At 57.3% G+C, this 15,566-nt stretch carries 12 protein-coding genes; all 12 read right to left on the reverse strand.

The features are described from left to right. Positions 1 to 16: 16 nt before the first annotated feature. A complete protein-coding gene (locus ACVTFQ_RS33620) occupies positions 17 to 979 on the reverse strand; it encodes a cucumopine synthase-related protein (protein WP_032489816.1) in 963 nt (320 codons plus the stop codon). A 499-nt stretch (positions 980 to 1,478) separates the two neighbouring features. After that, positions 1,479 to 1,808, reverse strand: a complete 330-nt coding sequence (locus ACVTFQ_RS33625) for a hypothetical protein (protein ID WP_077768168.1) — start codon at positions 1,806 to 1,808, stop codon at positions 1,479 to 1,481. A gap of 64 nt (positions 1,809 to 1,872) precedes the next feature. After that, positions 1,873 to 3,747: a LysR family transcriptional regulator gene (locus ACVTFQ_RS33630; RefSeq protein WP_077768167.1), complete on the reverse strand. Its 1,875-nt coding sequence runs from the start codon at positions 3,745 to 3,747 to the stop codon at positions 1,873 to 1,875. Positions 3,748 to 3,799: 52 nt separating this feature from the next. Beyond that, positions 3,800 to 5,125, reverse strand: coding sequence for an MmgE/PrpD family protein (locus ACVTFQ_RS33635; RefSeq protein WP_077768166.1), 1,326 nt, complete (start codon positions 5,123 to 5,125; stop codon positions 3,800 to 3,802). A gap of 92 nt (positions 5,126 to 5,217) precedes the next feature. Further along, positions 5,218 to 6,003, reverse strand: coding sequence for an amino acid ABC transporter ATP-binding protein (locus ACVTFQ_RS33640; RefSeq protein WP_077768165.1), 786 nt, complete (start codon positions 6,001 to 6,003; stop codon positions 5,218 to 5,220). A gap of 1 nt (position 6,004) precedes the next feature. Beyond that, positions 6,005 to 6,772 carry an amino acid ABC transporter permease gene (locus ACVTFQ_RS33645; protein ID WP_012475919.1) on the reverse strand — a complete coding sequence of 256 codons (768 nt, stop codon included), beginning with the start codon at positions 6,770 to 6,772 and terminating at the stop codon, positions 6,005 to 6,007. Positions 6,773 to 6,859: 87 nt separating this feature from the next. After that, a complete protein-coding gene (locus ACVTFQ_RS33650) occupies positions 6,860 to 7,582 on the reverse strand; it encodes an amino acid ABC transporter permease (RefSeq protein WP_012475920.1) in 723 nt (240 codons plus the stop codon). Between the two features lie 141 nt (positions 7,583 to 7,723). After that, positions 7,724 to 8,623 (reverse strand): ABC transporter substrate-binding protein, encoded by a 900-nt coding sequence (locus ACVTFQ_RS33655; RefSeq protein WP_012475921.1) that lies wholly within the window; start codon positions 8,621 to 8,623, stop codon positions 7,724 to 7,726. A 157-nt stretch (positions 8,624 to 8,780) separates the two neighbouring features. Next, complete coding sequence (locus ACVTFQ_RS33660) at positions 8,781 to 10,742, reverse strand: hydantoinase B/oxoprolinase family protein (protein ID WP_077768164.1); 1,962 nt, start codon at positions 10,740 to 10,742, stop codon at positions 8,781 to 8,783. 2 nt (positions 10,743 to 10,744) lie between these two features. Then, positions 10,745 to 12,796: a hydantoinase/oxoprolinase family protein gene (locus ACVTFQ_RS33665; protein ID WP_012475923.1), complete on the reverse strand. Its 2,052-nt coding sequence runs from the start codon at positions 12,794 to 12,796 to the stop codon at positions 10,745 to 10,747. 260 nt (positions 12,797 to 13,056) lie between these two features. Beyond that, entirely contained in the window at positions 13,057 to 13,806 is a 750-nt protein-coding gene (gene hutC, locus ACVTFQ_RS33670) for a histidine utilization repressor (RefSeq protein ID WP_161596396.1), read from the reverse strand. A 203-nt stretch (positions 13,807 to 14,009) separates the two neighbouring features. Further along, positions 14,010 to 15,539, reverse strand: a complete 1,530-nt coding sequence (gene hutH, locus ACVTFQ_RS33675; protein WP_012475925.1) for a histidine ammonia-lyase — start codon at positions 15,537 to 15,539, stop codon at positions 14,010 to 14,012. Positions 15,540 to 15,566 lie beyond the last annotated feature (27 nt).

Here is a 15,566-nt window from a genome sequence, read left to right on the forward strand (position 1 = left end):
TCGCCTTGGGCGGGCCCTAACTGGTGGGCTCCATCTTGAGAAAAAACAGCTCCTTAGTCAGGAAGGTGGCTTCCAGAACAGCGCGACCAACCTTATAGATATCGTCGGCATACTCCGGCAGGATCTCACCGAGAACCGGTGTCGCAATATCTTCGGTGACTTCACCATACTGGACGATGACCTTGTTGCCGGTGCCCTGGGAATAGCGGATACGGCCGACCGGAGCATCGCACTGCCGTTCCTTGACGTTAACCTTTGCGGTGCTCACGACAGGCGCCCACGCGTACATGGATTCACCGCTGACAACGGCATGGTCCTGAACAACCGTGAAGGGCAGAGCTTGAATAAGGTCGTTGCAGAGTTCGGGGTTTTCCTTCGTCGCGAGATAGGCAATGACGCTGATGCCCAGCGGCTCCCAGGTAAGCCGTACCTTTTGACCGTCGCGGATCTGAACACGCCGAGAGGGATCGGCCAGGGCCGCGATGGAACCTTCCGGGGTCTCGTAAGTGAGATGTTTTCCGATGCTCCAAGGGAAGTAATGGAATGACCAGGCGGCCAAACGGTTGAGGTAACCCAGGAACGCCTTGACGGCCTCAACCGCCTCGTCGCGGCTACCAGCCGTCGGAAGATATTTGGTGATCGCTTCGGCAAAAGCGCCCATTTCCTGCAAGCCGCTGTAGCGCAGATAGTTGCTGTATGCGTAGTCAAAGCGGTGCACGAGTGCGCAGCACTGCTCGAGGGTAAATCGCTCATCCTGGAACGTCAGCAGCAACGGATACCACGTGTACATCGACTGGTCGCGCAGCATGCCGTTCACGAAGTCGAGGTTCGTGAAGTATTGGTTGTTTGTCCCGACCGCGAAGGTGCCGGTCCGGATATCATGAAGCTCCTTCGGCTCGATATGGAGGATTGCCTTTGTTGAAAGCGTGATCTCTGCAACGAGCTGTCGGAGGTCGGGAGCGACTTGCCTGCAGGCCATGTGTTATGAACAAGAAGGTGGAAGCAAATAGATGATGTTAGGAAAGGGTGGGATTGCAGGGTGGGCAGGCACGATACTTATAGTGGAAAAAGGTATGGAGCAATTTCGCCGAAATCTGGGTGGGCCTTCTAAATATTGGGCGGGCCGCCCACGTAACTATAATTGCAGGGGCCCACCAGGTTAATTGCGTGGCCGCGTTGATTGGGTGATATTATTACCTAACATGAGATTGTTATTTGACAGGATATATCCCCTTGTCTAGTTCGTCAGTTCGTCAGTTCGTCAGTTCGTCAGTTCGTCAGTTCGTCAGTTCGTCAGTTCGTCAGTTCGTCAGTTCGTCAGTTCGTCAGTTCGTCAGTTCGTCAGTTCGTCAGTTCATTAACATTGCTCCGCGCTTGCCTGATTTGAGAGGTTGTCTCTGCACGGGTCTGCAGCGACATATGGCTACGAGGACCTACCTTGCCGATGAGCCGTATCCATCCGGCGTAGGCCGCGGGGTTTATGATCTCGGCTCGTCTGCCATGATGCGTTCGATCCTTTCGGGATCACATTGCTCATCGACGCGGAATTGCCGGACACCGCCCTCGCAGGTGCGGATACCGGCGAGGAATTCCTTTAAGCTCTCGATGCCCCGGTCGGTGAAGGTCGTGACGCCCTCTTGGCTGCCGTCATGGGCATGGATCATCTCGCCGTAATCGATATTGTCTGAGTTGCTGGCGATTTCCTGGAGGAGTTCGAGGTTCTCGCCGATCAGCGAAGCAACATAATCGATCGTGTAGACATGCGTCGGGCGCGCTGACCTTGCCCCGTTGTGAGCCGCTAAGCGCATTGTCCTCACCACCAGCTCATGTGCTGTAACGCGCGAAGCTGTCGCAGGCTGTACCCTCTATAAGTTAAGGTACAACTCTGCCGTTGGATGAATTAGCCTCCTGAAACGCTTCCTTTACGTGGCTGATCAAAGCACGTTCAGTCTCGTTAAGCGGCGTGGAGGTGGAGAATATTGCCCATAGTCGCCGCGGCGGGACTAAATGGTCGAGAGAGAACGTGTCCACGATCCCTGCCTCGATCTCCTTGATCATCACCGACGCTGGCAAGATCGTGCCAAGAGGTGAACGACGCAAAACCGAGACGATCAGAGGTACCGAACCCAACCGCATTACCGGCTCGAGCTGCACAGTAGACTTCGCAAGTGCCGTCAGAAGAGTTTGATGCATTGTGAGCTGTGAAGGTGCCAGAAGGAGCGGGATGCTCCTCAGCTCGTCTGCCGAAACTCTCTCGGCCTGAGGCGCAAAATTCAGCTTCCTATTGACGATCAGGACGACGTCTTCGCTGCGGCCAATTAGTAGAGAGCCTACTTGCGGATCGATCCTACCAACGACAGCAATATTGAAACGGCCGGTTAGAACGCCATGATGCAGTACATGTCGAGGGCCCTCCACAACCTCGATTTGGCAGTTCGGAAATTCATTGTGAAATGCGCTAAGCGCCACGGCCATGCATTCGGACGTCAAGGAATCTGCGCTCCAACTCACCGGTAACGCAATCCGAATTGATTGTTCAAAGGCCGCAGCTATGTGGCTTCGTTCGCCCAGAGTGTCGTTGAAAGCCCTCTCAACGCCGACAAACAGCGAATGCAGCCTTTCAGCATCATCGGTCGGTTCAGAACCGGTCTTCTTCCGGTCGATAAGCCTTGTCCCGAGCGCATATTCGATCTGTTCAAGCTGGGCCGGTATCATCGGAGCAGTCCGTCCGGCGACGCGGGCAGCGCTCGCCATGCTGCCGGTCTGCACCACACGATTCACGGTAGAAATCTGCTTCAGGCTAACCTTGGGATGGAAATTCGTGGCTTCGGACCAGCCCGAAGGGGCCTCGACGCCTTTGCGGACATCATTTAGCAGATTTAACAGAAGTTCATGGTCGTTAGAGAGCTCTGCGGTCACGCAGCACGACGGACTGCGAATTACCGGAACCGCAGTGATGCCCTGGATGCGAAGACGCTGGGGTACAGTCAGTTGGGGCAGAAGTAGATCCGACTTGCGGATGTCGTCGATGAGCCCTCGGAGATCCTGCAGACTTCGATCGGTGGTGGAAATCCGTGATGTCGCGATACCGCTGGAGCGGTCGAATTTCGTGTCGCTTTGCAGTGTACCCGGCAGATCGGGAATTTCGGTTTTTGGAGCAATGTCACCACGCTCGGGTCGCTCCCCAACCGTATGGGTCAGCCTCGTCCAATGGTCTGGAGCAACGACAACAGAAGGTCCGGATACCCCAGTACCGATGGTATGTTGGATCTTGAGCTGCCCGAGTGGCACCGCGTCTGACAGAAGATGGCTGGGACCGTTCTGCATTCCGAAGGCGCCAGTACCCGTGAAGATCAAGTCTACATAAGGGTGGTCGGGTTTGGAATGGAAGCGGCGGATCGCCGTGATTACAGCGTAGGAAATTGCTGTCCAGGTATAGTCAACGTCTAATTTGAGGATGACGGGCGCCGAAGGCGCCGCGCTGCCGCCAAGTTTGGCATGACTCAAATATTCCTCGGCAAGGAGGAGACGAACACTGCGATTGTACAGCCAGACCGCCGAGCGTAGCGGAAAGGAGTTACGCCCTTTGCGACCAAAAAGCGTCACTCCAATCTGGGCTTCGAGCGTGCTGAGCTTGGCACTCAATGCCGATGGTGTGAGACCAAGCTTCGCGGCCGCATGCGCCATCGTTGGACTGTCGCAACTGACAACGAAAGCTGCCAGATGCGGAAAGTCGATCTTGGGCATACTAACCTCGGATGAATGTGCGCATCAGAACCTTGCGCGAGCTCTGGAGACCCTATGCTGAAAAGATATCGGACAACCGGGTTGCCTTGTCCAGATCACGGATCGCCCAAACATGCTTTCCGAAATCGGCCACCCTCGACTGCCTTGCGCGGGAAATGCCTCCCGCCAGTTTCCTGGTGATTTCCTCCCATCCGGCTGGATCGTCGGGCGCCCCTCGCGGCACACGCCGCCGCTCGGCCAGTCGCTTTCCGTCCAGGAAGACCACTTCGATGTCGGGGTTGTCCGAATCCTCACTCCGCGCGAACATCGCCACCTTGACCAATAGCTCGGAAACGTCCTCATGTGCGATGGCGTTCGTTTCAAAATCGTTCAGCGTTAACTCGCCTTGGAGCAGGGCGGTCGCCACCGTATAGTTCATGCTGAACTTCGCCTCGATTCCCGTTCTCGGCTTCGGAAAGCGCAGATAGCGGATGCACTCGTCGCGGACGAAACAGTTGATCCGTTCGATCGCTTTGATGTCGAAACCAGACAGCGCTCGGATCGTCAATGCGCCATCAATTGCAAGATGGGTGCAGCTGCAGCAAGGATAAAGCTTTACTGCAAGGCCGGGGGTAACAAGTTCCCAAGGGTTGCCGAGAGCTGGCAACGTTGCTGCTGATCCGCCTGTGAATGCATCCAGGAAACCGGATGGTGCCTCAAGGATGCCAGATCCGGCCGTGAAGTCGCTTTCTGCCAGCTTTGCAGCAAGGAAGCCAGCTTGAGCGGCCCGGCCGCAATGCAAACTCTTCGTCATCGTTCCGGTGTTGCCAAGGATGCCCCCGGCAAAGGAGCACGCGATCGCGAGTGCGTGCTCCGTTTGGCGCGCGTCGAGGCCACGCAAGTTGGCCGCAGCGCCGGCAGCTGCGAGAGTCCCGAGCGTCGACATCGTATGCCACCCTTGGCGCGTATGTGCGCTGCCCACTGCGATGCCAAGCTTGCAGGCGATCTCGATCCCGACTGCATAGGACCGCAGGAATGCCCGGCCGCTCGCTTGCGTTTCGAAGGCCGTCGGCAGCAGCGCACTGACGATCGGGGCACTCGGATGGCCATTCATCGAGAACTCGCTCGTATCATCAAAGTCGTCTGCATGCGCGCAGGTGCCGGTCAGAAGAGCCGCCAGTGCAGGATCGCTCCAGCAACCTAGACCAGGGACGGGAATGCCCTCCCGATCGTTCCCTGGTGCGCATACTGCAACGAGAATTTCTACAGGCCGAGACGCCGTGCCAGCATATATGCAAGCGAGTGTGTCGGCCACATGGATCTTTGCGCGCTCGGACACAGACTGAGGCACTTCCCGCACATGGGCGATGAAGTCGGAAAGCTCGGCTGTTATGGACATGACAATGTTCGGACTTGTGCGCCTTGGAAATGAAGAAAACAGGCCATGTCTTGGGCACCTAGCGGAGACGCCGGCCGTAATTCGCCAACTGTTTAGGAGATTCGCTCCAGGAATTCGGCCGTGCGAGCGTTTTGGGGGCGACCAAAAATCTGCTCTGGTGGCCCCTGTTCAATGATGGAGCCCTTATCCATCACAACGACTCGGTCGGCCACCTCTCGTGCGAAACCCATTTCGTGAGTGACGACGATCATGGTCATGCCCTTGCCGGCGAGTTCTTTCATGACAGAGAGAACTTCGCCGACCATTTCCGGATCAAGTGCGCTGGTCGGCTCGTCAAAAAGAACAATCTCGGGCTTCATCGCGAGAACGCGAGCAATTGCTACACGCTGCTGCTGGCCACCCGAGAGTTGCGCGGGATACTGATCTCGCTTATCGGCCAATCCGACGCGCTCCAGCAGGGCAATTCCTTCCTGGATCGCCTCTTGCCTCGGGCGCTTTAGAACATGAACGGGAGCCTCGATGATGTTCTGCAGAGCGGTCAGATGCGGAAATAGATTGAAGCGCTGGAAAACCATGCCAACATTCCTGCGGATTGCGGCCTTTTCCTTCTCGCTGAGTGGGACCTTTTTACCGCCTGCGAGCTTGTTGCTCACAAGTGCGCCATTCAGGTAGATCTCACCGCTCTGGATTTGCTCCAGATGATTGATACAACGGATAAGCGTCGTTTTGCCGGAGCCGGACGGACCGATGACGACAACGGTCTCCTTAGGTTGGACCGTCATTGAAACATTCTTGAACACGCTCAGGGTACCGAACGACTTGCTTACGCCGCGGAGTTCCACGGCAGGTGCCACGCTGGCTTTGGATTGATCGGCCATTTCAGGTTTCCATCTGTAACAGGTTGGGGGCGTTCGACTCGGGCTCGCGCGCAGCAGTGCGAGGACTCCAGGACAGCCGGTTCTCGATCCATTGTTGAAGGACGGTCCACACCCCGGTCAGCACGAGATAGTAGACGGAGATCGCCGCATAAACTTCGAAGGTCTTGAAGTTTTGCGATCGCAGGCTGTCGGCGACGTGTACGAGTTCTGGAACGGCGATGACGCTCAGGAACGCAGTGGTCTTGAACATCATGTTGCATTGGTTTCCGAGCGAGGGGAGGATGATGCGAAGCGCCTGGGGGAGGATGATCCGGCGCATCGCCAACGACGGCAACATGCCCAATGCCTGTGCGGCCTCGCTTTGTCCTTTCTCGACCGATCGGATGCCGGCCCGCGTGATCTCGCTCATATATGCTGCTTCGTGCAAGCTGAATGCGAATATGCCAGCGACAATCGCTCCGCTGATGGAAAACGCCGGCGTCGTGATTGTCGACGGGAAGATGTCAACACCGATCAGGTAGGGCAGCCCAAAATAGATTAGAAACAACTGCACGAGGATAGGAGTTCCTCGGAAGAACCAGACGTAAAGCCAGTTGAAACCTCTAAGCGCGCCATACAGGCTCAGTCCGAATAGTGCCAGGAACAGTCCCGCAATGATCCCGACCGCCATTGATGTGAGAGTGACGGAGACGGTGAGCCAGACAGCATATATAAGCTGCGGTGGTGGCGAGAAAACCAGCTCGAGGAAATAGTGCAGGTCAAAGTTCATGATTGAGCTCCCGGAGCAACTTCGCCGCCTTCATGAGACCGAGTGGCGTTCGAGCGACTACGCTCGCCGAATTGGGTGCGGACCAGGTCATATCGAAACGAAGCCCTTTGAATAACGCTTCTCCAATGCTTCTTGGAGAAAGCTCCAAGCGGTTGTGAGCGCGAGGTAGTAGATCGATACGCCGAGATAGACCTCGAAGGTTTTGTAGGTCACTGAATTCACTGCGTCGGTGATAAACAGCATCTCTGGAACCGCGATCAGGTACAGCAACGATGTCGCCTTGAACATGCCGTTCATCTGATTGCCAAGTGGAGGCAACATGATGCGAATTGCCTGTGGCAGAATGATCCGCTGCATGAGAAGCCCCGGCGTCATGCCGACGGCCCTGCCGGCATCCCACTGGCCATGGTCGACCGAAGCGATAGCGCCGCGAGAAATTTCGCTGAAGTATGCCGCCTCATGGAGCGCGAAGGCGGTCACCCCCGCGACAATCGCCCCGCTGATCGAAATGAAGCCGAACAGATGCACGTCCTGCGGAAAAAGATCGACATTCGTCAGATAGGGGAGGCCGAAATAGATCAGAATGACCTGCACAAGGAGCGGTGTGCCGCGAAACACGAAGATGTAGGCGCTGTTGAACCAGCGGAGCACGCGCCATCGTGATAGTCCGAACAGGGACAAGACAAGCCCCAACACCACACCGATGACCATGGACGCGAACGCGACCAGAACCGTCGTGAGCAGACCGCGCAGAAGGGCGGGCCGGGGATTGAAGACAAAATCCAGGAAAAAGGCGATATCGAACTGCATGTCGATAATGTCCCCGTTTCTTATTGTGTTCGAGTTCCGTTGCCGAGGACCTTACCTCTTGCGCGGAGGGCTGCCGCCGAAGCGGCAGGCCAGGAGTGTACACCTACTCGAACCTATCGAGCGTTGGGCATCTGCGGAAAATCATGGGCACTGCTTGTCGTTGCGGCAAAGCTCGACATGGCCGTCCATGCCCCAGGTCTTGGCGGCCTGCTCGACATAGCCGCTTTCGTAGAGAGAGACATAAGCCTTGCGTACGGCTTCTTGCAGCGCAGGGTCGTCCTTGCGAAGCACAATACCGATGGTGAGGGGGTCGATCGGTAGACCGCCGATCTCATATTTATCGCCGGTGAGCTTCTTGAAGTAGGAGAGTGTCATCGCGTCGCTCACGAAAGCGTCCACACGTTTCAGATCGAGCTGCCGGAACGTGACCGTATTCTGCGGATAGGACTGGATCTCGATCGGTGGCTTGCCTTCGGCGCTGACCTTGGTGTTGGCTTCCTTCAGTAGGCGTTCGTTGGTGCTCGAGACCAGAACCGCGACGCGGTGTCCTGAAAGATCCTCGTAAGTCTTGATATTGAGGGGGTTTCCTTTCGGGACAAGGAGGCCCATCCGCTCGCGCACGTACTCCACGAAATTGTATTTTGCGACGCGAGCTAGACTTTTCGAATTGTTCGACATGACTGCATCGCATTTACCCGTGTCCAAAGCAGCGAAGATACTGGCGAACGGATAGTGGACGACTTCGGTTTTGATACCCATCGCCGGGCCAATCGCCGACATTACGTCAACATTGAAGCCTTTCGGCGTGACGCCGTCTTCATCCAGGAAGCCGCCGGGGGGATTGCCGAGTTCGGTGCACATGACAATCTTGCCGGCCTTCGCCAGTTTTTCGGTTGGCTCGACGCTCTTCGTGATTCCCGAAGCCGCCTGGCTGTTTTCATATGCTTTGCCTTCGGATGGCTCCGCCGCCTTTGCTGCCGGTGCGATACAGACTCCGGCAAGAAGTAGATTCACGATCAATGCGTAAGAACGAATTCTCATTGTATTCCCCTTTCTTCTTCACGATGTTAGATCGTTTTCACTACGCGGGACGCATCTCCTGTGATCGAGAATTACGTCCAGGTGTTTTGGTTTCGGCAATGGGCGATGGTCGCTGGCTATTCTCCGCTGTTGTTGTCATGGACGCACCGCTAAGCTGTCATTGCTGCAAAAGCCGGTTTTCCTCCGCGAGTGCATTCGGGATTAAATCGAGCGTCGCTCTTTTGCTTTCCTTGATGAAGCGCGAAACCGTATTGCGTACGAGGGTTGCTCTGACCGAAGCGTCATAATCAAAAGAACGGACGGCCAGGGCAGCCCGGACGTCGATGGGCCAGATGGCGTCGAACGCCTGTCGCGTTTCACAATGCGAGAATCGGTTGTTGCCCTTGATCATGGCCGACCTGGCTGCCTCAGTGGCCTTCATATCGATCGTGAAGTCATCGCGAATTACCACCCCGTAGGCCGCGCGAGCTTTTTCAGCTGAGACGACGCCCCGCTTTACGTCCGCGAGCACAAGCTCGGGATCTCTCTCTGACGCTGGCCCAAACCCGCCCCCCGCCGGAGTGATCAGGCGGACGACGTCACCCCGCTTGAAGTGGAGAACGTCAATCTTGCCGATCTCACGTTCATCCTTCGTGTCGGGGTTGACGATGACGCGCGCGAGGGATCCGGCTTCGCCGCCCATGATACCCCATGGAGTGAATTTGAGCCGATCCATGCCGCGCACCGTCATGACGGCCTCAACGTCGGTGTTCTCCAGATCCAGGACCACCGAGGCGCCGCTGCGCCAACGACCCGGTGCCTGGCTGTCGATGACAAGGCCGTATCGTTGAACGCGCATGATAGTTTCGACTTCGATAGTCTCCGCCGGCACGGTCAAAAGTGAGCCCGACCGGTTGTCGACGCCATCGATACCGTCGTGTCCTATTTTACCGCCACCGCCGCCGCAAATTGGATTGATCACGCTCACACGCTTGCCGCCATGAAGACGGTCGCGTCCGGTGACCACGATGATCCCCGACATACCCGGGCCAGCTGCGGCCAGTCCTCCGGGGATTGCGGCGTTCAAGCAACCAAGCACAACGTCGTAGACGCGGGTCGACGCGGTGACGCGTGATCCGCCGGCGGCTGGGAAGTTCGCATTGATGATCGTTCCGCGGGGAGCGATGATCTTGACCGGCCGCAGAAGGCCACGGTTCCGGGGAGCGTCTGGCGCCTTTGTCAGGATATAGTAGATTAGCGATTGCAGGGTATAGGGATGTGTGGTCGAGCCAGTGACATAGTTGAAGGCTGCGAGGACCTGAGGATCCGTTCCGGTAAAATCAAACAGTAAATCGCTGCCGGTGACCGTCATCTTCGCATGGATATTGATGAATTCACCGGCCTTCATACCCTCAATGTAGTCGGCGAACTCGTAAATTCCGTCGGGAATTTCGGCGATAACCTCCCGGGCCCTCGCTTCTGATAGGGCGAGCGTTGCATCCATCCCGTCGATGACTTCCTGCGTCGAATACCGATCACAGAGTTGGCCGAGACGCACATCCATGCTCTTCATAGCAGAGAACATTGCTTGGATATCGCCCCACAGCTCCGATGAGATGCGGCTGTTATCGAGCAAAATGTTTCTGACGGCCTCGTTGAGAACTCCCTCGCGATACAGAAGCACGGGGCGGAGCCTCAGCCCCTCCTGAAATGTTTCCGTAAGTGTCGGCGCTATGCTTCCGGGAACCGCGCCGCCGATGTCTGAGGCATGCACGAAGGCCCATGCCAGCGCTATGAGCCGGCCGTCGCGGAAGATCGGATGCACCAGCGACACATCCATCATATGGGTGACCATGCCGTCGCTTGAGAATGGATCATTGGTTATGATGCAGTCTCCAGGCTTCAGGGAGGAAATTGGGATATCACCGAGACCGCCCTTGACCGACAGTCCGATGAAGGCGCTGACACCGGTATTTACGGGGTAGGCGAATGCTTCACCCTCAGCATTTGCCAATGCGCACTGGAAATCCTGAACGAGCTTCACGAAGGTTGTGTGAGCCGTACGCTGAAGGGTCGAGGATGCTTCTTCGACGATCGCGTTGAACCGGTTCGCCATGATTGCAGTTTGTACGGGATCCATTTTTACTGCCTCCGCGTCAGTGCGAGTGCGCCGGTTGCGAGGGCGCTCGCGTGAAATGCTGCTGGTACGAGGACGGTAGAATCGTCCTCCTCGATGACGCACGGCCCCTTGACCGTGCTGCCGACAGTCAGGTCCTTGCGCCGATAGGTGCTGGCGGAAGGATGGAGCTTTCCGGCAATGCGGATGTCGCGCTGCCCAACGGGCGCAATTTCAGCACGAGGCCCAAGTGGAGCGTGCTCGTCTGGAGGCATAGGCAGACTGCCCCGGACACGCACGCGCAGTTCAACGAACTCCACTGGCGCAGCCGTGTCGCAATGGCTGTAAAGCCGCAGATGCTCATCATGGAAACGATTGGCAATAGACGTAAGATCGGGAAATCTGCCATGACTGACAGGCACTGCGACCGCGACTTGGAATGACTGTCCCCTATATCTCAGCTCGGCCCAGAACTCGTGTTCCACCGAAACCAGTCGGGATCCGTCGATCTGGTTCGATAACCAGACCAGGGTCTCATCCTTGAGCTTTTCGAATTCCGCCGCCACGAGTTCGTCGGTGACGGTCGAACCCTGGATCACCGCAATGACATCGTGTGTAAGTGAAGTCACGACCCCGCCCCGAGCGCAGAAGACCGAGGGAGCGGGCGGCACGATGATCGAATTGATGCCGACCTCATCGGCCAGAAGCGGACCATGTAGCGCACCATTGCCGCCGAATAGCACGAGGGTGACGTTTTGCGGGTCGAGGCCATGGGCGGCAAGATAGGGCAGAATGCGGCTTACCATATTGGAGGTAGTCACCGACAAGCACGCGTCAGCCGCTTCGGCAGTCGAGACGCCGAGCTGCTGCGCCACGGAGGAGTAAGCAGAAGCGGCGCGATCGACATCGAGGCGCATCGCGCCCCCGAGGAAATTCTCGGCGTTCAGATAACCGCACAGGAGGTAGGCATCCGTAACCGTCGGCATGTCGCCGCCGCGGGCAAATGCAGCCGGTCCAGGAAAAGCGCCGGCACTCTCCGGACCGACTCGCAATGCAGGACCATTCAACCGCACCAGAGAACCGCCGCCGGCGCCGATCGCTTCAATTTCGGTAACGGGCAGGGTGATCGGGAAATCGCCGACCGCGCCTTGTGCCGTTACCGTTGGTTGGCCCTGGCGGACCAAAGAGACGTCCGTACTTGTGCCGCCCATGTCGAAGGTCAGCATATATTCATGCTTATTGGTGCTGGCGATGGTTTGGGCGGCGGTGATGCCGGAAGCAGGACCGGACAATAGGGTATGCACCGGAAAGTTCATGGCGTCGGCGAGGCCAAGCGCGCCGCCGTTTGACCGTGTCACGTAGAGGCGCGCCGAAGTCAGGCGCGAGTTCACATACTGCTCAATGTCGTGGAGATAGGACTTTACACGCGGCTTGACGTAGACGTTCAGGGTTGCGTTGACCGCACGCTCGTATTCGCCCATGCGAGGCCAGATGTCGCTCGATATGCAGACATCGATTTCAGGTGCCGCCGCCGTGATGATGTCGCGGACCTTTCGCTCATGTGTAGGATCGCGGAAGCTGTGCAGGAGGACTACTGCTATGGAGGACACACCTTCGGCGCGAACCGCGGCTACGGCCTTCCTGACTGCGCCTTCGTCTACCACGGTCAACACCTCGGCATCCGCGCTCAATCGTTCGGGAACCTCGAAGACCAGGTTTCTGGGCACCAGCGGCAGGGCGCGCGATGAAAAGAGATCGATCGGGTTCTTCAGACGCAGTCGCTGCAGCTCAAGGATGTCCCTGAAGCCTTCCGTTACGAATAGCGCTACCGGTTCAGCCGAGCGTTCGATCACAGTGTTCGTGCTGACCGTCGTTCCGTGCATGACGATGACTTCGTCGCCATCCTCAACCTCAAGCGCCTCCAGTAGCGGCTCGAAACCGTTTTGGAAACCCTGTGCGAAATTCGGTGGAGTAGAGGGCACCTTCAGGCGCTTGATCCCTTTTCCGGAATCCGCTCGCCATCCTACGAAGTCGGTGAAGGTGCCACCAATATCCACGCCAATCCTAACCAGTGCCATCGAATATTTCCCATTTCCTCACTTGTCTGAAGGCAAAACGATACCTGCATGGCCCGTGGGGCCACGTCGGCAAGTCATCTGCATTCAGCGTTTGATGAGCTATCTTGAGACAGAGCATCAGAGTTGCGTAGTGCAGTTTTATTAAATTGGGTGCATAGTTTTTTTGAAGTGGATGCCGCCTCGGATTCTTGGCGGCACTTCTTGTCACAAAAAACAGCGCCACAGGGCGCTGCTTGTTCCTTATCGTTCGAAGTCGCCGCTTATGGACCGACGGGAAGCGTATTCGGTTTGAAGCGGACGACGAACCGGTGACGGTCGCCAGGGTAGATCAGGCGCACGAATGTGATTAAGTCGCCCTCCAGCCAAGTCCGGCGCGCAATCGAAATGCAGGCCGTGCGCTCGACCACCTGTAGCCTCCTCGCCAGGATCGTATCAGCCGACACGGCGCGGATTGAATGCTCGCCTTCAGTAAAAGGGATGTTCTGAAGCAGCCAGCTTCCAGGCGGTTCGTCTTTGAACTGTTGGCGTTCGGCCTGTGGAACGGCGTCAAGATTGATCTGCCGCGTTTCCATTGTGAACGGAAGATTGTCGGCATAGTGCATAACTTCGAGGGTTAGGAGCCGTGTGCCAACCGGGACTCCTACATGCCGCGCATCGAGCGCGTCGGTGGCCTTTCGGATGCTGCGATCGGTAATCTCGAACGTATAGGTCCTGTCGATTGCCAGCACTTCTGCGCGGATATCCTGAATATGCATCAGCGGCTCTTCAATACGCGGCGGCGCGACGAAGGAGCCGGAGCGGCGCTTTCTCGAAATCATGCCCGAGGCTGCAAGGCTCGACAGGGCCTTGTTCACCGTCATGCGGGAACAATTGTAAATATCAACCAACTCGCGCTCAGGCGGGATGCGGAAGCCGGAGCCCCACTCGCCAGTGGCTATCTTGTTTTCGATGTCACGCTGAATCTCCAGATAACGCGACGACGCCTGTTTGTCTGTCGCGACTTCATCCATTGCTGGTCGATTCATTGTTAAGGAAGCGAGCATCAGTCACCAGTCGTACCTCTTTCACCTGTATTACAAACCTTTTATTGGTCTATAACATATGGTGCTTTGGCCGTATACCAACCGTGCTCATCGCAACAGCTCAATAAACTTTCTGAACGTCGGGAAGGGAACGCAGGGAGCCGCCCCTTCCCGGCTTATTCAGTCGAATATTAGAGCAACGGCAAAACATCCTTCGAAACGGGCGTTGCCAGGCGGCCGGTCGCAACGAGCTCCGTCGCGCGCTTGAGGTCTTCGGCCATGTATCGGTCGTCTTCGAGTTTCGGCACGGCGGTGCGAATAACCTTGCGAACTGCATCGAGCTCCGAACTGGAGGTGAGTGGCGTTCTCAAGTCAATACCCTGGGCTGCGCTCAGCGCCTCGATGCCCACAATCGAAAAGAGATTGTCGGTCATCTGCAGGAGACGCCGCGCGCCATGGCAGGCCATCGACACGTGGTCTTCCTGGTTAGCCGAGGTAGGGGTCGAGTCGACAGATGCCGGATGCGACATCTGCTTGTTCTCTGACATCAGCGCGGCCGAGGTTACCTCCGCGATCATGAAACCCGAGTTGAGGCCCGGCTTCGGCGTAAGAAACGCCGGCAGGCCATAGCTCAGGACCGGATCGACAAGCAGCGCAATGCGGCGCTGAGCGATCGCGCCGATCTCGCAGACGGCGATTGCAATCTGGTCCGCCGCAAATGCTACTGGCTCGGCGTGGAAGTTGCCACCGGATACGATCGTGCCGTCGGACAGGACGAGCGGGTTGTCCGTCGCGGCATTGGCTTCGATCATCAACGTGGCGGCGGCTTGACGTAGCAGATCGAGGCAGGCGCCGGCGACCTGAGGCTGGCAGCGAAGGCAATACGGATCTTGTACCCGCTCATCCCCCTCTTCATGGCTAGCGCGGATTTCGGAACCCGCCAACAGCCTGCTCAGCGCGCTGGCCACGTCGATCTGGCCCTGGTGGCCGCGCAGGGTGTGGATTTCTGGATGGAACGGCGCAGTGGAACCCATTGCGGCGTCCGTCGATAGCGCGCCGGAAATGAGGGATGAAATGAGAGCTCGGTGGGCGCGAAAGAGGCCGGCCAATGCCAGCGCCGTCGAGGTTTGGGTGCCATTGATCATGGCAAGACCTTCTTTGGCCTTCAAGACGATAGGGGTGAGGCCCGCCTTTGCCAATGCCTCTTTGGCTGGCATGACCTCACCGTCGAACTTCGCCTGACCTTCGCCGATCAGCGCCGCAGTCATATGGGCGAGCGGAGCAAGGTCACCGGAGGCTCCGACCGAACCTTTCTCCGGAATAATAGGGAGAACATTCTTTTCGAGCATCGCGGAGAGAACGTTTATGACCTGTGGTCGCACACCTGATGCACCCCTGCCGAGCGAGATCAACTTCAGCGTCATGATGAGGCGAACGATACCGTCCGGGAGTGGCGCTCCAACCCCACAGCAATGTGACAGGATCAGATTGCGCTGGAGGGTTTCAACGTCGTCGGCGGGAATGCGCACACTCGCCAGTTTGCCGAAACCGGTATTGATGCCGTAGTGAGCGATATCTCCCCCAGCGATCTCGGCGACCTTGTCGGCGGATATCTGCACTCTCTTCAGCGCCGCGGCATCGATCACGGGTGCGAGCGTGCCATCATAAACGGCAGCCAGGGTTTCCAATGAGACTTTTCCGGGAACGAGCGCGTGGGCCATGTTTAGAACCTTTTAGGGGGACAGGAG

The organism is Rhizobium sp. O111, assembly GCF_055616315.1.

Coding starts and splice junctions, on each gene's coding strand:
- ACVTFQ_RS33620 (WP_032489816.1), bottom strand. CDS start 979: ATGGCCTGCAGGCAAGTCGCTCCCGACCTCCGACAGCTCGTTGCAGAG.
- ACVTFQ_RS33625 (WP_077768168.1), bottom strand. CDS start 1,808: ATGCGCTTAGCGGCTCACAACGGGGCAAGGTCAGCGCGCCCGACGCAT.
- ACVTFQ_RS33630 (WP_077768167.1), bottom strand. CDS start 3,747: ATGCCCAAGATCGACTTTCCGCATCTGGCAGCTTTCGTTGTCAGTTGC.
- ACVTFQ_RS33635 (WP_077768166.1), bottom strand. CDS start 5,125: ATGTCCATAACAGCCGAGCTTTCCGACTTCATCGCCCATGTGCGGGAA.
- ACVTFQ_RS33640 (WP_077768165.1), bottom strand. CDS start 6,003: ATGGCCGATCAATCCAAAGCCAGCGTGGCACCTGCCGTGGAACTCCGC.
- ACVTFQ_RS33645 (WP_012475919.1), bottom strand. CDS start 6,772: ATGAACTTTGACCTGCACTATTTCCTCGAGCTGGTTTTCTCGCCACCA.
- ACVTFQ_RS33650 (WP_012475920.1), bottom strand. CDS start 7,582: ATGCAGTTCGATATCGCCTTTTTCCTGGATTTTGTCTTCAATCCCCGG.
- ACVTFQ_RS33655 (WP_012475921.1), bottom strand. CDS start 8,623: ATGAGAATTCGTTCTTACGCATTGATCGTGAATCTACTTCTTGCCGGA.
- ACVTFQ_RS33660 (WP_077768164.1), bottom strand. CDS start 10,742: ATGGATCCCGTACAAACTGCAATCATGGCGAACCGGTTCAACGCGATC.
- ACVTFQ_RS33665 (WP_012475923.1), bottom strand. CDS start 12,796: ATGGCACTGGTTAGGATTGGCGTGGATATTGGTGGCACCTTCACCGAC.
- hutC (WP_161596396.1), bottom strand. CDS start 13,806: ATGGATGAAGTCGCGACAGACAAACAGGCGTCGTCGCGTTATCTGGAG.
- hutH (WP_012475925.1), bottom strand. CDS start 15,539: ATGGCCCACGCGCTCGTTCCCGGAAAAGTCTCATTGGAAACCCTGGCT.